The organism is Streptomyces sp. NPDC056738 (genome assembly GCF_042790435.1).
Taxonomy (GTDB): Bacteria; Actinomycetota; Actinomycetes; order Streptomycetales; family Streptomycetaceae; genus Streptomyces.
Map to the genome: position 1 here is coordinate 505,194 of NZ_JBHTZF010000004.1, position 17,374 is coordinate 522,567.

Consider the following 17,374-nt stretch of genomic DNA (forward strand, 5'->3'; position numbering starts at 1 on the left):
GTTGTCGGGGGTCTTGGGGAGACGGTCCGGTGGTCAGGGGCGGGGCGCCTTGATGCCGTGCACGCGCGCGTACTCCTGCGCCAGCCATGGGCCCAGGTCTTCGGTGTACGAGCGGAGCACCGCGGCCTCGCCGGTCGGCTCGTGGCCGTATACGGCCGCGGCGCGCATCTCGGCGGCCCGCCTCGGGTAGTACGCGCCGAACGCCTCGGCCATCTCCCCGAGGTCGCTGGTCCAGCCGTTCCAGCGCGGCATGACGAGCGTGAAGCCGGTGCGGACGAGGTGCCGGGACATCGAGCGCACCAGCGGGCGCCTCGCCTCGTCCGTGTCCGCGGCCGTGGCGATCCGCTCGCGCCAGCGCGGCAGCAGCAGGCCGAGGTCGCCGTTCGTCTCGCGGGCCAGCAGCGTGTCGGGACGGTAGCGCGGGAGGTGTTCGGCCAGGTCCTCGCCCAGGAGCGGGGTGCAGAGGCAGGCGACGAACCAGCCGAGGTCGTGGGTCTCCAGGTCGCTCAGCAGCCGCGTACGGCTGAACAGCAGCGCTCCCACACCGTCGATCGTGGCGAACTCCTTGTCGAGCGCCGCTTCCAGCGCGCGGGTGTCGGCGCGGTCCGCGTCGGTCGGCTCCTCGCGCAGCGACAGCAGCAGGTCGAGGTCGGAGCGTCCCACGCGCGCGGTGCCGCGCGGGATCGAGCCGTAGAGGTACGCGCCGTCGAGCCGGGCTCCGAAGACGTCCAGGACCTGTTCACGGGCCGCCGCGACGACGTCCTCGAAGGCGTACGGCACGCGCGCGAGTGATCCCTCGCGCTCGATGTATCCCTCGGCGTCGAGTCCTCTGCCGTGCCCGTGTGCGGTCATGCCGCCACTGTCCCGCGAAGGGTGGCCGGGGCGCAGATCATTTAGCGGCCCGCGCATCGGCCCGCGGATCAGCCGGGGGAGGGGAGAGGGGCGAGGTCGAGGGTGACGGGAGACAGCGACGCCTTCCCCTTTTCGGGGGTACGACGACGGGGTCCCGCCTCGGTGGGAGGCGGGACCCCGTCGACGTACGGCCGTAGGCGTCAGCGCGAGCGCTTGGCGAGCCGCTCCACGTCCAGGAGGATCACCGCGCGGGCCTCCAGGCGGAGCCAGCCGCGGCCCGCGAAGTCGGCGAGCGCCTTGTTGACGGTCTCGCGGGAGGCGCCGACGAGCTGGGCGAGCTCCTCCTGCGTGAGATCGTGCACGACGTGGATGCCCTCTTCGGACTGCACACCGAAGCGGCGCGACAGGTCGAGCAGGGCGCGCGCGACACGACCGGGCACGTCGGAGAAGACCAGGTCGGACATCTGGTCGTTCGTCTTGCGCAGGCGCCGGGCGACGGCGCGCAGCAGAGCGGCGGCCACCTCGGGGCGTGCGTTCAGCCAGGGCTGGAGGTCGCCGTGGCCGAGGCCGAGCAGCTTGACCTCGGTGAGCGCGGTGGCGGTCGCCGTGCGCGGGCCCGGGTCGAACAGCGACAGCTCGCCGATCAGTTCACCGGGGCCGAGGACGGCGAGCATGTTCTCGCGCCCGTCGGGGGAGGTGCGGTGGAGCTTCACCTTGCCCTCGGTGACCACATAAAGGCGGTCGCCGGGGTCGCCTTCATGGAAGAGGGCGTCGCCTCGCGCGAGGGTCACCTCACTCATGGAGGCGCGGAGCTCCGCGGCCTGCTCGTCATCGAGCGCCGCGAAGAGCGGGGCGCGCCGCAGAACGTCGTCCACGAGTTCTCTCCTTGTCGACCTGCTCAGGGGACCGTGCTCCCCCTTGGTACCAGGGGACCGTGTTCCCCATCTTGCCGGACGGTCCAAACAGTGTGATCAGTCACAAGTCTGCCGCACTGGCGTCCCAACGAGTGCGGCAGGGGGCCAATTGGGGGCCGATCTTCAGGGTCCGGGGCGGATGTCGGTGCCGGGCTTTAGGCTGGCCGGGTGTCCAAATCGCCGGTGAGAGCACAGGCCAAGGGGGCTGGGCGGGTGGTTGTACGTCGCGATTCCGCTGTGGGCGAACAGGCCCCCGACGGAACCGAAGAACAGGCAAAAGCGGCAAAGTCGAAGCCGGTGAAGGCGGTGCCGGGGGCGGCTTCCGGGGCCGCGTCGGCGACCGCCGGCGGGAAGGACGCGAAGAACACGGCGCCTCGGACCGCCAAGAAGGTGACATCGGCGAAGGTGACATCGGCGAAGACGGCTGCCAAGAAGATGACTCCGGCGAAGAAGGCTGCGGCGAAGGCTGTGGCGAAGACCGACGACGAGAAGGCTGTGGGGAAGACGGCTGCCAAGAAGTCCGTGGGGAAGACGGGCAGCAAGAAGGCCGTCGGAACGGCCGGCTCCAAGAAGGCGGCTTCCGATGAGGCTTCCGCCGGGAAGGCGGCATCCGTGCGGCCCGTCGCGGCTCCGCCGCGGAACGAGTCGCACACCGCCCTCGTCCGCCGGGCCCGCCGCATCAACCGCGAGCTCGCCGAGGTGTATCCGTACGCCCACCCGGAGCTCGACTTCGAGAACCCCTTCCAGTTGATCGTCGCCACGGTCCTGTCCGCCCAGACCACCGACCTGCGGGTGAACCAGACGACGCCGGCGCTCTTCGCCAGGTATCCGACCCCCGAGGACCTCGCCGAGGCCGACCCGGAGGCGGTCGAGGAGATCCTGCGTCCGACCGGGTTCTTCCGGGCCAAGACCAAATCCGTCATAGGGCTCTCCAAGGCCCTGAGGGACGACTTCGGGGGCGAGGTGCCCGGCCGCCTCGAAGACCTCGTGAAACTGCCCGGAGTGGGCCGCAAGACCGCCTTCGTCGTGCTCGGCAACGCCTTCGGACGGCCGGGGATCACCGTCGACACGCACTTCCAGCGGCTCGTACGGCGCTGGCGGTGGACCGCGGAGACCGAGCCCGACAAGATCGAGAAGGCCGTCGGCTCGCTCTTCCCGAAGAGCGACTGGACGATGCTGTCGCATCACGTGATCTTCCACGGCCGCCGCATCTGCCACGCCCGCAAGCCCGCCTGCGGTGCCTGCCCCATCGCCCCGCTCTGCCCGGCGTACGGGGAGGGCGAGACGGACCCCGAGAAGGCGAAGAAGCTCCTGAAGTACGAGAAGGGCGGCTTCCCCGGACAGCGGCTCAACCCCCCGCAGGCCTATCTGGACGCGGGCGGCAGGCCCGCGCCCCCGCTGGGCGCCGGATGACGGAACGAACACGGCCTCGGCGGGCGTTGGGAACAGCAGAACGGGGGTGGCGATGAAGCACGCAGGCAACACACGGAACGCGAGCGACGCGCAGGGCGGGCCGGTGCTCAGCAAGGACGGCCTGCCCGACTGGCTGGGCCCGGTCGCGCAGGTCGCGGAGACCGTGGAACCGCTCCAGCTCAGCCGCTTCCTGCCGCCGGCGAACGGCACGGGCCGCCAGTCCGCGGTGCTCATCCTCTTCGGCGAGGGCCCGCGAGGCCCCGAGCTGCTGCTGATGGAGCGGGCGGGCACCCTCCGGTCGCACGCCGGACAGCCGTCCTTCCCCGGCGGCGCCCTCGACCCCGAGGACGGCGACCCGACGACCGACGGACCGCTGAACGCCGCGCTGCGCGAGGCCGAGGAGGAGACCGGCCTCGACCCGAGCGGCGTCCAGCTCTTCGGCGTGCTGCCCAAGCTGTACATCCCGGTCAGCCGATTCGTGGTCACCCCGGTGCTCGGCTGGTGGCGCTGTCCGACGCCGGTCGGCGTCGTCGACCCGGGCGAGACGGCCCGCGTCTTCACGGTCCCCGTGGTGGATCTCACGGATCCGGCCAACCGTGCGACCACCGTCCACCCGAGCGGCCACCGAGGTCCGGCATTTCTGGTCGAATCGGCCCTGGTCTGGGGTTTCACGGCCGGCGTGATCGACAAGATCCTGCATTTCGCGGGCTGGGAGCGTCCGTGGGACCGCGAGAAGCAGGTCCCGCTCGACTGGCGCGCGTGACAAGGTGACCTTCGTGAATGTGCTGGACATCCTGTTGCTGGTCGCCGCCGTGTGGTTCGCGATCGTGGGCTATCGCCAGGGGTTCGTCGTCGGCATCCTGTCGGTGATCGGCTTCCTGGGCGGTGGTCTCGTCGCCGTCTACCTGCTCCCCGTCGTCTGGAGCTGGACGACCGACGACAGCAAGGTGAGTACGACCGCCGCCGTCGTCGCAGTGGTCGTCGTGATCGTCTGTGCCTCCGTCGGGCAGGCCCTCACCACCCACCTCGGCAACAAACTCCGCCGGTACATCACCTGGTCCCCGGCCAGAGCCCTGGACGCGACCGGCGGCGCCCTGGTCAACGTCGTGGCGATGCTGCTCGTCGCCTGGCTGATCGGCTCCGCCCTCGCCGGCACGACCCTGCCGACGCTCGGCAAGGAGGTCCGCAACTCCAAGGTGCTGCTCGGGGTCTCCCGCGCGCTGCCCGCCCAGGCCAACACCTGGTTCGCCGACTTCTCCTCGGTCCTCGCGCAGAACGGCTTCCCGCAGGTCTTCAGCCCGTTCGCCAACGAGCCCATCACCGAGGTCCAGCCGCCCGACCCCCAGCTCGCCGCCAGTCCCGTGGCCACCCGCTCGCAGAACTCCATCGTCAAGGTCATGGGCACCGCCCAGAGCTGCGGCAAAGTCCTCGAAGGCACCGGCTTCGTCTTCAGCGACCGCCGAGTGATGACCAACGCGCACGTGGTCGGCGGCGTCGACGAACCCACCGTCCAGATAGGCGGCGAAGGCAAGAAGTACGACGCGACGGTCGTCCTGTACGACTGGGAGCGCGACATCGCCGTCCTCGACGTACCGAACCTGAAGGCGCCCGCGCTGCGGTTCAGCGCCAAGGACGCGACCAGCGGCGACAGCGCGATCGTCGCGGGCTTCCCGCAGAACGGCTCGTACAACGTCCAGCCCGCGCGCGTGCGGGGCCGCATCACGGCCAACGGCCCGGACATCTACCACCGCAAGACGGTGCGCCGCGATGTCTACTCGCTGTACGCGACGGTCCGTCAGGGCAACTCCGGGGGACCGCTGCTGACACCCGACGGCAAGGTGTACGGCGTGGTCTTCGCGAAGTCGCTCGACGACGCCGAGACCGGTTACGCGCTCACCGCGGACGAGGTCCGGCAGGACATCGCCAAGGGCCGTACGGCCGACCAGCAGGTGGACAGCGACAGCTGCGCGCTCTGACCGGCAGGCCCGGCCTCCGTCACAAGGAGGCGCGGGCGGAGGTCTTCACCGCATGAAGGCGCGGCCGTGACCTCGGCCGTCCGGAGGGTGCGGGCGGGGTCTCTGCCGCGGAGAGGGTGTCGGCCGGATCTCAGCCGCGCGGATGGCGCAGCCGTACGGAGACCCAGCGGGCCCGGCGTCGCAGAATGTGCGGAATCCCTACACGCGGATCCGTGCCCGCCCATTGAGCGGAGCCCCCCTGACGAGAGCTCAGACCCGTGGCCGAGCGGCGATTGCGTGCTGCGTCACTGTAGTCGTGCGTCCAGCCCATACCCCGACGTCTGCCCCTGCCCGAAGGTCGATAACCTCGCCCCGGCCCCTCAATTGGCCTATGCGCCGGGCAAGTGGCCGTTCGTAGGACAGGTGTTCACGGCCCGTGTTCCGGACGCGGCACCGAACGCGGTCGGACCGTCACACACGGGTGACCGAGGTGTCACCGGTCGGGTTCCGGATCCTTCAGCCAGTTGATCAGTTCGGTGGAGAACGCGACCGGATCCTCTTCGTGCGGGAAGTGGCCGAGCCCGTCGAACAGCCGCCAGCGGTACGGGGCTTCGACGTACTCACCGGAGCCCGCCGCGCTCCGCGTCCGCATCACCGGATCGAGCGAGCCGTGCAGATGCAGCGTCGGCACGCGCACCGGCCGCTTCATGCGCCGGTTGAACTGGATGCCGTCCGGGCGCGCCATGGACCGCACCATCCACCGGTACGGCTCGATGGAGCAGTGCGCGGTCGAGGGGATGCGCATGGCCCGGCGGTACGTCTCCAGGGCGTCCTCGTCCGGCTGCCGGGGACCTGACCAGTCGCTCACCAGACGGCCCACCAGGGCGGCGTCGTCGGCGAGGAGTTGGCGTTCGGGGATCCAGGGACGCTGGAAGCCCCAGATGTACGAGCCCGCCGACGTCTGCCTGATGTCGGAGAGCATCGCGGAGCGCCAGCGCCGCGGATGCGGCATGGACGACACCGCGAGCCGGCGGACGAGCTTGGGCCGCATGGCCGCCGCCGTCCACGCCAGATAGCCGCCGAGGTCGTGCCCGACCAGAGCGGCGTCGGGCTCGCCGAGGGAGCGCACGACCCCGGTGATGTCGAGCGCGAGGTTGGCGGGGTCGTAGCCGCGCGGGGTGCGGTCGCTGCCTCCGACACCCCGCAGGTCCATGGCGACGGCCCGGAACCCGGCGTCGGCGAGCGCGACGAGCTGATGCCGCCAGGCCCACCAGAACTGCGGGAAGCCGTGCAGCAGCAGCACGAGCGGTCCGTCGCCGAGCTCGGCGATGTGGAAGCGCGCGCCGTTGGCGGCCACGTCCCGGTGCGTGACTTTGTGGTCGCCGGGAAGGTCGATCCGTACGACCGAGGTGGGTTGCGCCGAAGGTGTGGCGGGGTCCGTCATGAGGATGAGCGTGCCACAGCCTTGACGGCGTCCTCGACCGGTTCGGGCCGGGGGTGCGGCTTGGCGTTCGGCAGGACGGCCGCCGTCTCCTTCACCGAGGCGGCCACCTTCTGCGGGCCCTGGCTCTTCTTCACCTTCTTCGCGAAGATCGTGCCGATCAGCGCGAGCACGGCCGCGACCAGCACGTTCGCCGCGAACGACAGCAGGAAGCAGATCGCGAGATTCCAGTGGCTCCAGGTCCGGATGCCGTACGCGAGGGCGAAGCTGAGCATCGGCAGCGAGAAGATCAGGATCGCGCCTGCCGCCGAGAACGCCCCGCCGCTGACCGCGCCGCGCTTGACGTCCTGCTTGAGCTGAGCCTTGGCCAGCGCGATCTCGTCGTGCACCAGCGCGGACATCTCGGTCGTCGCCGCGGCGACCAACTGGCCGATGCTGCGTTCGGCACCGACCGGGCTCCCGTCGGGTGCGCTCATCGCGATCTCCCTCTTCTGCATGTGTTTGTACGGTCCTGTCAGATCATGCCGGACCGTCGTCCCCCTCGCTTGCCCCACCCGCCAGTTCGGCAAGCCTGCGGTGTTCGGCGGCCTTCTCCTCGTGGATCGCCGCCATGCGCAGGTGGTACGCCGGCTCGTGCTCCTCGTAGATGTCGGGGATGCCGTCGTGGTCCTCGTCGCGCTCCTCGGCCTCGCACAGGGCGCGGTACTTGGAGTTGCGTATCTTCAGCAGCGCCGTGGCGAGCACGGCCGCGATGAACGAGCCGATCAGGACGGCGGCCTTGATCTCGTCGGTGAGCTCCGTGTTGCCCGCGAAGGCGAGTTCGCCGATCAGAAGGGAGACGGTGAAGCCGATGCCGGCGAGGGTGGCGACGGCGGCGACGTCGGCCCACTCCAGCTCGTCGCTGAGCGAGGCCCGGGTGAACCGGGCCGTCAGCCATGTGCCGCCGAAGATGCCGACCGCCTTGCCGACCACGAGTCCGAGCACCACGCCGAGCGTCTCGGGCCGCGTGAACACATCGTGGATCGCCCCGCCGGAGACCACGACACCGGCGCTGAACAGGGCGAACATCGGCACGGCGAGTCCCGCCGACAGCGGACGCACCAGATGCTCGATGTGCTCGCCCGGGGAGTGGTTCTCGCCCTCGTGCGGATGGCAGCGCAGCATCAGGCCCATGGCGACACCGGCGATGGTGGCGTGGATGCCGCTGTTGTACATCAGCGTCCAGATGACCAGCGCGAGCGGCACGTACACGTACCAGCCGTGCACTTGCTTGCGCAGCAGCAGCCAGAAGACGACCAGGCCCGCGAGCGCTCCGCCGAGCGCCGCGAAGTTGATGGAGCTGGTGAAGAAGACCGCGATGATCAGGATCGCGAACAGGTCGTCGACGACGGCGAGGGTGAGCAGGAAGGCGCGCAGCGCGGACGGCAGGGACGTCCCGATGACGGCGAGCACGGCGAGGGCGAAGGCGATGTCGGTGGCGGTGGGGACGGCCCATCCGTCGAGCGAGCCCCCGCCCGCCACGTTGGTCAGGACGTCGACGAGCGCGGGAACGGCCATGCCGCAGACCGCGGCCACCACGGGCAGCAGCGCGGCCTTGGGGTCCCGCAGATCCCCGGCGACCAGTTCCCGCTTCAGCTCGATGCCCGCGACGAAGAAGAAGACGGCGAGCAGTCCGTCGGCCGCCCAGTGCTCCACGGACAGGTCGAGTCCGATCGCGGCCGGTCCGAAGTGGTAGTGCGAGACGGCCTCGTAGCTGTGCGGCAGGGTGTTCGCCCAGATCAGGGCCGCGACCGCCGCGATCAGCAGGAGCACTCCGCCCACGGTCTCGGTGCGCAGCGCTTCCGCCACGAAGTTCCGCTCGGGCAGGGACATCAGGCCCAGGAACTTGCGTGGGGTGGTGCTGGGGGGCGCGGCCACGGTGAGGACCTCCGGTCGAGCAGGCAGGACGAAGCACTCGCCGACCAGACTTCCCGGCACACCATGAACGATCTTGTCGCGTCTTTGACGCTTTACTTACTTTACCCATGATCCGGCCGGGTCGGTGGGGGATCTTCACGCTACGGCTGAAACGGACGCGGGGCTCGCTGGTCCGGGCCGATGGAGCGCGGGTTGGGCCGGATGGAGGGCTGGTCGGGCCGGAGGGGGCGCCGGTGACTGAGGCCGAAGGGTGCCGACGACTGAGGGGTGCGGGAGCACGGTGAGCGTGCTCCCGCACCCCTCAGGGCCGGGCCGGCGGGACGGACCCGCCTCAGTCCTCGCTGGGCGCGGCCGGCAGCTTCGCCTGGATCAGGTCCATGACCGTGGAGTCGGTGAGCGTCGTGACGTCACCGAGCTCGCGGTTCTCGGCCACGTCGCGCAGCAGCCGGCGCATGATCTTCCCGGACCGGGTCTTCGGCAGCTCGGCCACGGGCAGGACCCGCTGGGGCTTGGCGATCGGACCGAGCGTGGTGCCGACGTGGTTGCGCAGCTCCGCCACCAGTCCTTCGTCCTCGGCGGAAGCCGTTCCGCGCAGGATGACGAAGGCGACGATCGCCTGCCCGGTGGTCTCGTCCGTGGCACCCACGACCGCGGCCTCGGCGACCGACGGGTGGGAGACGAGGGCCGACTCGACCTCGGTCGTCGAGATGTTGTGGCCGGACACGAGCATCACGTCGTCGACGCGCCCGAGCAGCCATACGTCGCCGTCGTCGTCCTTCTTGGCACCGTCCCCGGCGAAGTACTTGCCCTCGAAGCGGGACCAGTACGTGTCGAGGAACCGCTGGTCGTCACCCCAGATCGTGCGCAGCATGGACGGCCACGGCTCGGTGAGCACCAGGTAGCCGCCACCGCCGTCGGGCACCTCGTTCGCCTCGTCGTCGACGACCGTGGCCGAGATGCCGGGCAGCGCGCGCTGCGCCGAGCCCGGCTTCGTCTCGGTGACCCCGGGCAGCGGCGAGATCATCATCGCGCCGGTCTCGGTCTGCCACCAGGTGTCGACGATCGGCGTACGGTCCCCGCCGATGTGCTTGCGGTACCAGATCCACGCTTCGGGGTTGATCGGCTCGCCGACCGACCCGAGCACCCGCAGCGAGGTCAGGTCGAACTTCGCGGGGATGTCGTCGCCCCACTTCATGAACGTACGGATGGCCGTGGGCGCCGTGTAGAGGATCGTCACCCCGTACTTCTGCACGATCTCCCAGAACCGCCCCTGGTGGGGAGTGTCCGGCGTTCCCTCGTACATGACCTGCGTCGCGCCGTTCGAGAGCGGCCCGTACGTGATGTACGAGTGCCCGGTGACCCAGCCGATGTCGGCCGTGCACCAGTACACGTCGGTCTCCGGCTTGAGGTCGAAGACGGCGTGGTGGGTGTACGAGGCCTGCGTGAGGTATCCGCCCGAGGTGTGCAGGATGCCCTTCGGCTTACCCGTGGTCCCGGAGGTGTAGAGGATGAACAGCGGGTGCTCGGCCTCGAAGGCTTCCGGGGCGTGCTCGGCCGACTGGCGCCCGACGATGTCGTGCCACCACACATCGCGGCCCTCGGTCCAGGCGACGTCCTCGCCGGTGCGGCGCACCACCAGCACCTTGTCGACCCCGTCGACCCGGCTCACCGCGTCGTCGACGGCGGGCTTGAGCGCGGACGGCTTCCCGCGCCGGTATCCACCGTCGGCGGTGATGACGAGCTTGGCGTCGGCGTCCTGGATGCGGGTGGCGATCGCGTCGGCGGAGAACCCGCCGAAGACCACCGAGTGCGCGGCGCCGATACGGGCGCAGGCCAGCATCGCGACGACGGCCTCGGGGATCATCGGCAGGTAGACGGCGACCCGGTCGCCCTTGCCGACACCCAGCTCGGTGAGGGCGTTGGCGGCCTTCGACACCTCGTCCTTGAGCTCGGCGTAGGTGATGGCCCGGCTGTCGCCCGGCTCACCCTCGAAGTGGATGGCGACACGGTCGCCGTTCCCGGCCTCGACGTGCCGGTCCACGCAGTTGTACGCGACGTTCAGCTTGCCGTCGGCGAACCACTTCGCGAACGGCGGGTTGGACCAGTCCAGTGTCTCGGTCGGCTCGGTGGCCCAGGTCAGCCGACGGGCCTGCTCGGCCCAGAAGCCGAGCCTGTCAGCCTTGGCCTGCTCATACGCCTCCGCGGTGACATTGGCGTTCGCCGCCAGGTCGGCGGGCGGCGCGAACCTGCGCTCTTCCTTCAGCAGGTTGGCCAGGCTTTCGTTGCTCACGACATCTCCCTTTCCCAGGGTGTCCGTTGTGTCCCAGGCCACAGCTCATCAGACCGGGAGCCCGGTGACAAGGGCCGACCATAAATTGGTTTAGACCTATGCCGTGCCGTCGGTCCGGCCCTCGGCCCGTCCGGCATACCGGCGCCCCGCGGTACGGCCCCGCAGCCCTCCACGAGACCACACGAGTTCGCACGAGTCTGCCCCCTTGTGGCACGTACGTACCGGCCACCGGGTTCATCCGGGGGTGAGTCGCCCACTTCTGGGTGCGTCGCTCATGGCTGGGGGCGCCTGCGCCGGGAGGGGGCGCCTGCGCCTGGGGACCCTGCGTGGTGCGCGGTCCCGCCGACCAGGACCGCGCACCACCGTCCGATCACGCCGGATGCCTCAGCTCCTCCGCCGCGCCCGCCCGATCGAACGCGCCTACGTGATCGAACAGTTCGGCCCCCTCGGCCCCGGCCAGCAGATACGCCTGGGCCTCTCCGACATGGAAGTACATCCCCTGTAGTTCGAGCACGCCCTCCCGAAGCGCCCGCGCAACCGACTCGTGCGCCCGCAGGTGCTCGAGCTGCTGCACCACATTGGTCAGGCAGAGCTGCTCCACCGTGTCGGCGGGTGCCCGGCCGGCGATCCGCGCGCTCGGCCCGGCGCCGGCCATCCGGTCCAGGCTCGGCCGCCCGTGCCGCAGCCACCGCTTGAGCGGCGTGAGCGCCCCTCCAGGCTCCGAGGCGAGCAGGGCCTGCATGGCCCCGCAGCCGGAGTGCCCGCACACCGTGATGGAGCGCACCTTCAGTACGTCCACCGCGTACTCGATGGCCGCGGCCACCGAGTCGTCCCCGCTCTCCTTCCCGGGCGGCGGCACGAGGTTGCCGACGTTGCGTACGACGAAGAGGTCGCCCGGACCACTGGAGGTGATCATCGAGGTGACGAGCCGGGAGTCGGCGCAGGTCAGGAACAGTTGGGACGGCCGCTGTCCTTCCCGGGCCAGCCGGGCCAGTTCATCGCGCACCAGAGGTGCGGTGTTGCGCTGGAACGCGCTGATTCCGCGCGCCAGTTGGTGTCCGCTCGGTCTGGCCTCGTCCATCTCGTCCTCCTGTCCGTCCGGAAGCGACTCCGAGGGCGGGGGCCCCGGTTCGGCGGCGGCGTCGCACTGGTGGTTCCGCCAGGGTGTCCAGGGCCGGCAGCGGCAGTGTCCGGAGTCCGCGGGCTCGGCGATCCGCGTTCCGGTCCGCCCGCCGAGGTCGACCGTGCCGCCCTGGGCGGTGTGGGTGCTCTGCCAGTCCTGCAGCGACTCGTACGCGGCGTGGTCCATGAACGAGCCGTCCAGGCGCACGACCACGTCCGCCCCTCGGGGCACGAGGTGCAGGGTGCGGCTGAGCCGGGGCACGGCGAGGAACGTCAACTGACCTCGTACGTGTACGTGATGGACTCCTTCCTTCTCCTCGTGCGTGATGCGGGTACGGCCGAGCCGGTGCAGGGCGACACCGACGGCCACGGAGACGCCGAGGGCGACACCTTCGAGAACTCCGAGGAACACGACGCCGAGCGTGGTGACGGCGTAGACCAGGACCTCACGGTGGCGGGTGACCGTGCGGATGTGGTGCAGGGACACCATCTGGATGCCGACGGCCATCACCAGGGCGGCGAGCGATGCGAGGGGGATCAGCTCCAGGATCGGGACCATCAGCAGCGCGGCGATCACTACGAAAACGCCGTGCAGGATCGTGGAGTTCCGGCTGACGGCACCCGCGTGCACATTCGCGGAACTTCGTACGGCGACACCGGCGACGGGCAGTCCGCCGAGCGCGCCGGAGACGACGTTGGCGGCGCCCTGCCCGAGCAGCTCCCGGTCGAGGCGGGAACGGCCCACCCGGCCCTGGAGTTCCGGACGGCCGCTCACCAGCTTGTCCACGGCGACGGCCCCGAGCAGCGACTGCACGCTGCACACCAGCGTCACGGTGAGGATGGCGGCGACGATGCCGAGCACCGGGCCCTCGGGCAGTCCGGCCAGTGCGTGGCTGCTCCAGGACGGCAGTTCGACCCTCGGCAGCGTCAGTCCGGCGGCCGAGGCGGTCAGGGTCGCTCCGGCGACGGCGATGAGGGCGGCGGGCACCTTGCGCAGCGCCCGTCCGGTCCGCCCGGGAAGTCGCGGCCAGGCGAACAGCAGCACCAGGGTCAGCACGCTCATCGACACCGCGGCGGAGTGCATCCGGGCCACCTGGTCCGGCAGTCCGACGAGATTGTCGAGGACGGAGCTCTGCGGGATTCCTCCCAGCACGATGTGGAGTTGGGCCACGGCGATGGTCACCCCGATGCCGGCGAGCATGCCGTGCACGATCGCGGGGCTGACGGCCAGGGCCGTACGGGCCACGCGCAGGCAGCCGAGCCCGAGCTGGGTGATGCCCGCCATGACGGTGATGGCGCAGGTCGCGCGCCAGCCGTAGTGCTGGATGAGCTCGGCCGTGACGAGGGTCAGTCCCGCGGCGGGTCCGCTCACCTGGAGCGGTGAGCCGCCGAGCCGGCCCGCGACCAGTCCGCCGGCGGCGGCGGCGACCAGCCCGGCCTGGAGCGGCGCGCCGGTGGCGAGGGCGATTCCGAGGGACAGGGGGAGGGCGATCAGGAAGACCGCGATCGAGGCGGACAGATCGGCGCCCGCGACGCGGAAGCGTCGGGGCGGGGTCGGCGGGGGGCTGTGGGGCTGGTGAAGCTGCGCGGGCCGAGTGGGGTCGGCGGCGCGGGTGGGGACGCAGGCAGACATGGTTCCCGTCTCCTCCGGGGCGGCGCGGTCGCGGAACAGGTGATCCCCCGTCGGGAGTGGCGGGGGGCGGGTCGCGGCCGTGGGTCACGGCGTGCAGCGGCGGGATTCTTCAACGCTCGGTAAATGGATCGTAATGCAGAGTAAAGGGATGATGTCGAAAATAGGGGCAATTGGGGCATGAATTCATCCCGTGGGGTGAAGCAAGCTTTTGATCGGCTTGTCGTACTTATTCCTTCTCGGTCCCGTGAAACCTTGGCGGACCTGTCGGTGCACAGCGGCGCCGGTGCCCCGACCGGCGCTGCCCGACCGAGGAGAAGGAGGGCGGAACATGGCCGCCAGCCAGAGGATCGCCGCGGGTGTGGCAATCGCCGCGGCCTGCGCCACGGCGCTCGCCGGTTGCGCGGGCGGCGGCACGCCATCCCGCGAACGGGCGCACGGCGCGAAGAAGGGGACGGGGGCCCTGGCGCCCAACGCCGCGGTCCGACTGATCGGCGACGGATCCACGTCGTACACCGGGGCCCAGCCGCATCTTCCGCGGCCCGAGCGGCTGAGGCCGGGCCAGAAGCCGCCGCAGTTCGTGGTCTTCTCGTGGGACGGCGCCGGCGAGGACAGCCAGAAGCTCTTCTCCCACTTCAGGGAGCTCTCCAAGGCCAACCGGGCGACGATGACGTACTTCCTGAGCGGCGTGTACATGCTGCCGGAGGACAAGCGTGACCTGTACCGGCCGCCCCAGCACTCTCCCGGCAGCTCGGAGATCGGCTTCAACGACGCGCAGGGCATCGCGGACACCGCGAAGCAGTTGCGCGGCGCGTGGCTGGAGGGCAACGAGATCGGCACGCACTTCAACGGCCACTTCTGCGGCACCGAGGCCGGGGTCGGTCAGTGGTCGGTCGCGGACTGGAAGAGCGAGATCGCCCAGGCGAAGTCGTTCGTGAAGTCCTGGAGGACCAACGCGGGCCTGAAGTCCACGGCCTCGCTGCCCTTCGACTACGACAAGGAACTCATCGGCGCCCGCACGCCCTGCCTGGAGGGCCGCGAGAACTTCATGAAGGCGGCCCATGAGCTGGGCTTCCGCTACGACAGCAGTGGCGTCGGCGACCAGGTCTGGCCGAAGCGGAAGGAGGGGCTGTGGGACCTCTCGATGCAGCTCGTGCCCTTCCCCGGACACTCCTACGAGCAGCTCACCATGGACTACAACTTCATGGTCAACCAGTCGGGAACGCAGACCCAGGGCGACCCGGCCAAGCAGGAGTTCTGGGGCCACCAGATGCGCGACGGGCTGCTGAAGGGCTTCGACCGCGCCTACGACGGCAACCGCGCCCCGCTGATCATCGGCAACCACTTCGAGTCCTGGAACGGCGGCACCTACATGCGTGCCGTCGACGAAGTCGTCGAGCGCGTCTGCACCAGGGCCGAGGTGCGCTGTGTCTCCTTCCGTCAGTTGGCCGACTGGCTCGACGCCCAGGACCCGGCCACCCTCGACAAGCTCCGCGGCCTCCAGGTCGGAGAGGCGCCGAAGCAGGGCTGGGCCTCCTTCCTCGCAGGCCGCCCCGCCCCGGCCCCGAAAGGAGTCCCGGGGGCACCGGCGCTGAAGCCGTAGCGGAGTCCCCGGGGCACCGGCGATCAAGCCGATACGGTGCCCCGGGCCGTCCCGTCGTTCAGGTCGCAGGGGTGCCCGGGACGCCGCTCGTTCAGGACCGGCTCGTCACGCGGTGGCCATGGGGCTTTCGCCGAGCACGAATCCGGGGTCGACCTGCCCGGTGAGGTCCGCCCCGGTCTTGGCGTTGCCCCAACTGGCGGCGTTCTTCAGGTGGAACTGCACCATCTGGCGCGTGTACCGCTCCCAGTCGCGCAGCTCGTACGTGGCGTCGGCGGCGGCCCGCAGAGCGTGCAGCGAGCGCCGGTTGGCCTCTTCCAGGGTCTCGAAACGGGGCGGGCGCCCCTTCTCCATGGCGCGCACCCAGTCCGAGTGCCCGACCGTGACCAGCAGGTCGTCACCGACCTCCGCTCGCAGGAAGTCGATGTCGTCCTGGTTCTGCACCTTGTTGCCGACGACCTTCAGGGTGATGCCGAAGTCGCGGGCGTACTCCTTGTACTGGCGATAGACGGAGACTCCCTTCCGGGTCGGCTCGGCGACGAGGAACGTGATGTCGAAGCGGGTGAACAAGCCGGACGCGAAGGAATCGGAGCCCGCCGTCATGTCGACGACGACGTACTCGCTCCGGCCGTCGACGAGATGGTTCAGGCAGAGCTCCACGGCACCGGTCTTGGAGTGGTAGCAAGCCACTCCCACATCGGCCTCGGTGAACGGGCCGGTGACCATCAAACGGACGACGCCGCCGTCGAGTTCCACCGGTCGCGCGCAGGCGTCGTACACCGGATTGGTCTCGTCGACCCGCAGCAGCCGGGAGCCTTCCCCGGGCGGGGTCGTCTTGATCATCGTCTCGGCGGAGGGGATGCGCGGGTTGGAGCCGCGCAGGTAGTCCTTGATGAGCGGCAGCCGCTCGCCCATGGCGGGGAGCTGCGCGGCCTCCGTCTCTTCGAGCCCGAGCGCGGCCCCCAGATGCTGGTTGATGTCGGCGTCCACGGCGACGACAGGTGCCCCTGAGGCGGCGAGGTGGCGGATGAAGAGCGACGACAGGGTCGTCTTGCCGCTGCCGCCCTTCCCGACGAAAGCAATTTTCATGTTCACCAAGGGTAGTGCGACCGTCGCTCCCGGTGCTCGCGCCGCGTGAAGAAGACCACTCCTTCGTGGGGCGCGGGCCCGGGGTGCGTAATGTCGTACTCATGAGTACGACAGGTGCGACCGCCGATCCGCTCGCGGCCCTCGGTTCACTTCCCGGGGTGGCCGATTCCGTGGAGTCCGTGCGCAAGGCCGTGGACCGGGTCTACGGACACCGGATCATGCGGCGGCGCGGCAACGAGATCACGTCCGAGGCGGCGCTGCGCGGGGCCCGTGGTTCCGCGGCGCTGTCCGGGGCCGACTGGGCCCTCGAAGAGGTGCGCCGGCGTACGGACTTCAGTGCGGGGGACGAGGACCGTACGGTCGGCGCCGCGCTGCGGCTGACCGCCGAGGCGGGCCAGCTCCTGTCCATCTGGCGGCAGTCGCCTCTGCGTGTGCTGGCCCGGCTCCACCTGGTGGCGGCGGCCGACCGGGGCGAGGCGGTCGGCCGGCCGAGGCGGGGCGGCGAGAAGGCCGATGAGCCCCTGGTGGAGCTTCCGCTGCCGGACGCGGACGAGGTCGCGGGCCGCCTCGAAGGGCTGTCCCAGCTCATCATCGCGGGCGGTTCCGCGCCGGCCCTGGTGACGGCGGCCGTCGTCCACGGCGAGCTGATCGCGCTGCGTCCGTTCGCCTCCCACAACGGCCTGGTCGCGCGCGCCGCCGAGCGCATCGTCCTGATCGGCAGCGGTCTCGACCCGAAGTCCATCTGTCCGGCGGAGGTCGGCCACGCGGAACTGGGCCGTGCGGCCTATCTCGGGGCACTGGACGGTTACGTCTCCGGCACCCCGGACGGCATGGCCGCCTGGATCGCGCACTGCGGCCGGGCCGTGGAACTGGGCGCCAGGGAGTCCGCCGCGGTCTGCGAGGCGCTGCAGCGAGGCGCCGCTTAGGGGCGCGAACGGCCTGGAAAAGGGTTGCGGCGGTACGAGTTCTCGTACCGCCGCTGGCACGTTCACCGGGTTACCAAGCGTCCTCGAGAAATGCCCATCAGGTCGGGATCTTCTGCCCGTCACCTGGTGCGGCTGGCCCGTAATCGACGGGTCGACGTCGCGTGGGTGCTCGATGTTCGTGCTCGGTCCGTGGGGCCTGGTTGCGTTTGAAGGTGATCCTCTCGG

14 protein-coding genes are annotated in these 17,374 nt (G+C 70.4%); 5 read left to right on the forward strand and 9 right to left on the reverse strand.

The window, feature by feature from the left end:
- Positions 1–33: 33 nt before the first annotated feature.
- Both ACFRIC_RS13350 and ACFRIC_RS13355 read right to left on the reverse strand, forming a co-directional pair.
- A complete protein-coding gene (locus tag ACFRIC_RS13350) occupies positions 34–852 on the reverse strand; it encodes a nucleotidyltransferase (RefSeq protein ID WP_382783879.1) in 819 nt (272 codons plus the stop codon).
- Between the two features lie 200 nt (positions 853–1,052).
- Complete coding sequence (locus ACFRIC_RS13355) at positions 1,053–1,727, reverse strand: Crp/Fnr family transcriptional regulator (RefSeq protein WP_006382668.1); 675 nt, start codon at positions 1,725–1,727, stop codon at positions 1,053–1,055.
- A gap of 276 nt (positions 1,728–2,003) precedes the next feature.
- Here ACFRIC_RS13355 and nth point away from each other — a divergent pair, with 276 nt between their 5' ends.
- From nth to ACFRIC_RS13370, 3 genes are read left to right on the forward strand one after another with little or no spacing between them, the layout of a single operon-like run.
- On the forward strand, positions 2,004–3,179 hold the full coding sequence (gene nth, locus ACFRIC_RS13360) for an endonuclease III (protein ID WP_382783883.1): 1,176 nt from the start codon (positions 2,004–2,006) through the stop codon (positions 3,177–3,179).
- Between the two features lie 52 nt (positions 3,180–3,231).
- Positions 3,232–3,942 carry an NUDIX hydrolase gene (locus ACFRIC_RS13365; RefSeq protein WP_382783886.1) on the forward strand — a complete coding sequence of 237 codons (711 nt, stop codon included), beginning with the start codon at positions 3,232–3,234 and terminating at the stop codon, positions 3,940–3,942.
- Between the two features lie 13 nt (positions 3,943–3,955).
- On the forward strand, positions 3,956–5,155 hold the full coding sequence (locus tag ACFRIC_RS13370) for a MarP family serine protease (RefSeq protein ID WP_382783889.1): 1,200 nt from the start codon (positions 3,956–3,958) through the stop codon (positions 5,153–5,155).
- A gap of 130 nt (positions 5,156–5,285) precedes the next feature.
- Here the strand turns inward: ACFRIC_RS13370 and ACFRIC_RS13375 are convergent, their stop codons facing one another.
- From ACFRIC_RS13375 to ACFRIC_RS13400, 6 genes are all read right to left on the reverse strand, one after another.
- Positions 5,286–5,465, reverse strand: a complete 180-nt coding sequence (locus tag ACFRIC_RS13375) for a hypothetical protein (RefSeq protein ID WP_382783892.1) — start codon at positions 5,463–5,465, stop codon at positions 5,286–5,288.
- 162 nt (positions 5,466–5,627) lie between these two features.
- Entirely contained in the window at positions 5,628–6,578 is a 951-nt protein-coding gene (locus ACFRIC_RS13380) for an alpha/beta fold hydrolase (RefSeq protein ID WP_382783895.1), read from the reverse strand.
- Positions 6,575–7,051 (reverse strand): phage holin family protein, encoded by a 477-nt coding sequence (locus ACFRIC_RS13385; RefSeq protein WP_382783897.1) that lies wholly within the window; start codon positions 7,049–7,051, stop codon positions 6,575–6,577. The genes ACFRIC_RS13380 and ACFRIC_RS13385 overlap by 4 nt, the downstream gene beginning before the upstream one ends.
- Positions 7,052–7,094: 43 nt before the next feature.
- Positions 7,095–8,447, reverse strand: coding sequence for a Na+/H+ antiporter NhaA (nhaA, locus tag ACFRIC_RS13390; RefSeq protein WP_382784264.1), 1,353 nt, complete (start codon positions 8,445–8,447; stop codon positions 7,095–7,097).
- Between the two features lie 376 nt (positions 8,448–8,823).
- Complete coding sequence (gene acs, locus ACFRIC_RS13395; protein WP_382783900.1) at positions 8,824–10,824, reverse strand: acetate--CoA ligase; 2,001 nt, start codon at positions 10,822–10,824, stop codon at positions 8,824–8,826.
- Between the two features lie 328 nt (positions 10,825–11,152).
- Positions 11,153–13,537, reverse strand: coding sequence for a bifunctional SulP family inorganic anion transporter/carbonic anhydrase (locus ACFRIC_RS13400; RefSeq protein ID WP_382783902.1), 2,385 nt, complete (start codon positions 13,535–13,537; stop codon positions 11,153–11,155).
- 328 nt (positions 13,538–13,865) lie between these two features.
- On the opposite strand from ACFRIC_RS13400, the gene ACFRIC_RS13405 reads away from it, so the two are divergent.
- Complete coding sequence (locus ACFRIC_RS13405; protein WP_382783905.1) at positions 13,866–15,137, forward strand: hypothetical protein; 1,272 nt, start codon at positions 13,866–13,868, stop codon at positions 15,135–15,137.
- 105 nt (positions 15,138–15,242) lie between these two features.
- On the opposite strand, the gene ACFRIC_RS13410 is transcribed toward ACFRIC_RS13405, so the two are convergent.
- The gene (locus tag ACFRIC_RS13410; RefSeq protein ID WP_382783908.1) at positions 15,243–16,223 is read right to left on the reverse strand and encodes an ATP-binding protein; all 981 of its coding nucleotides are present in this window, start codon (positions 16,221–16,223) and stop codon (positions 15,243–15,245) included.
- A 101-nt stretch (positions 16,224–16,324) separates the two neighbouring features.
- Here ACFRIC_RS13410 and ACFRIC_RS13415 point away from each other — a divergent pair, with 101 nt between their 5' ends.
- Positions 16,325–17,149, forward strand: a complete 825-nt coding sequence (locus ACFRIC_RS13415; protein ID WP_382783910.1) for an oxidoreductase — start codon at positions 16,325–16,327, stop codon at positions 17,147–17,149.
- Positions 17,150–17,374 lie beyond the last annotated feature (225 nt).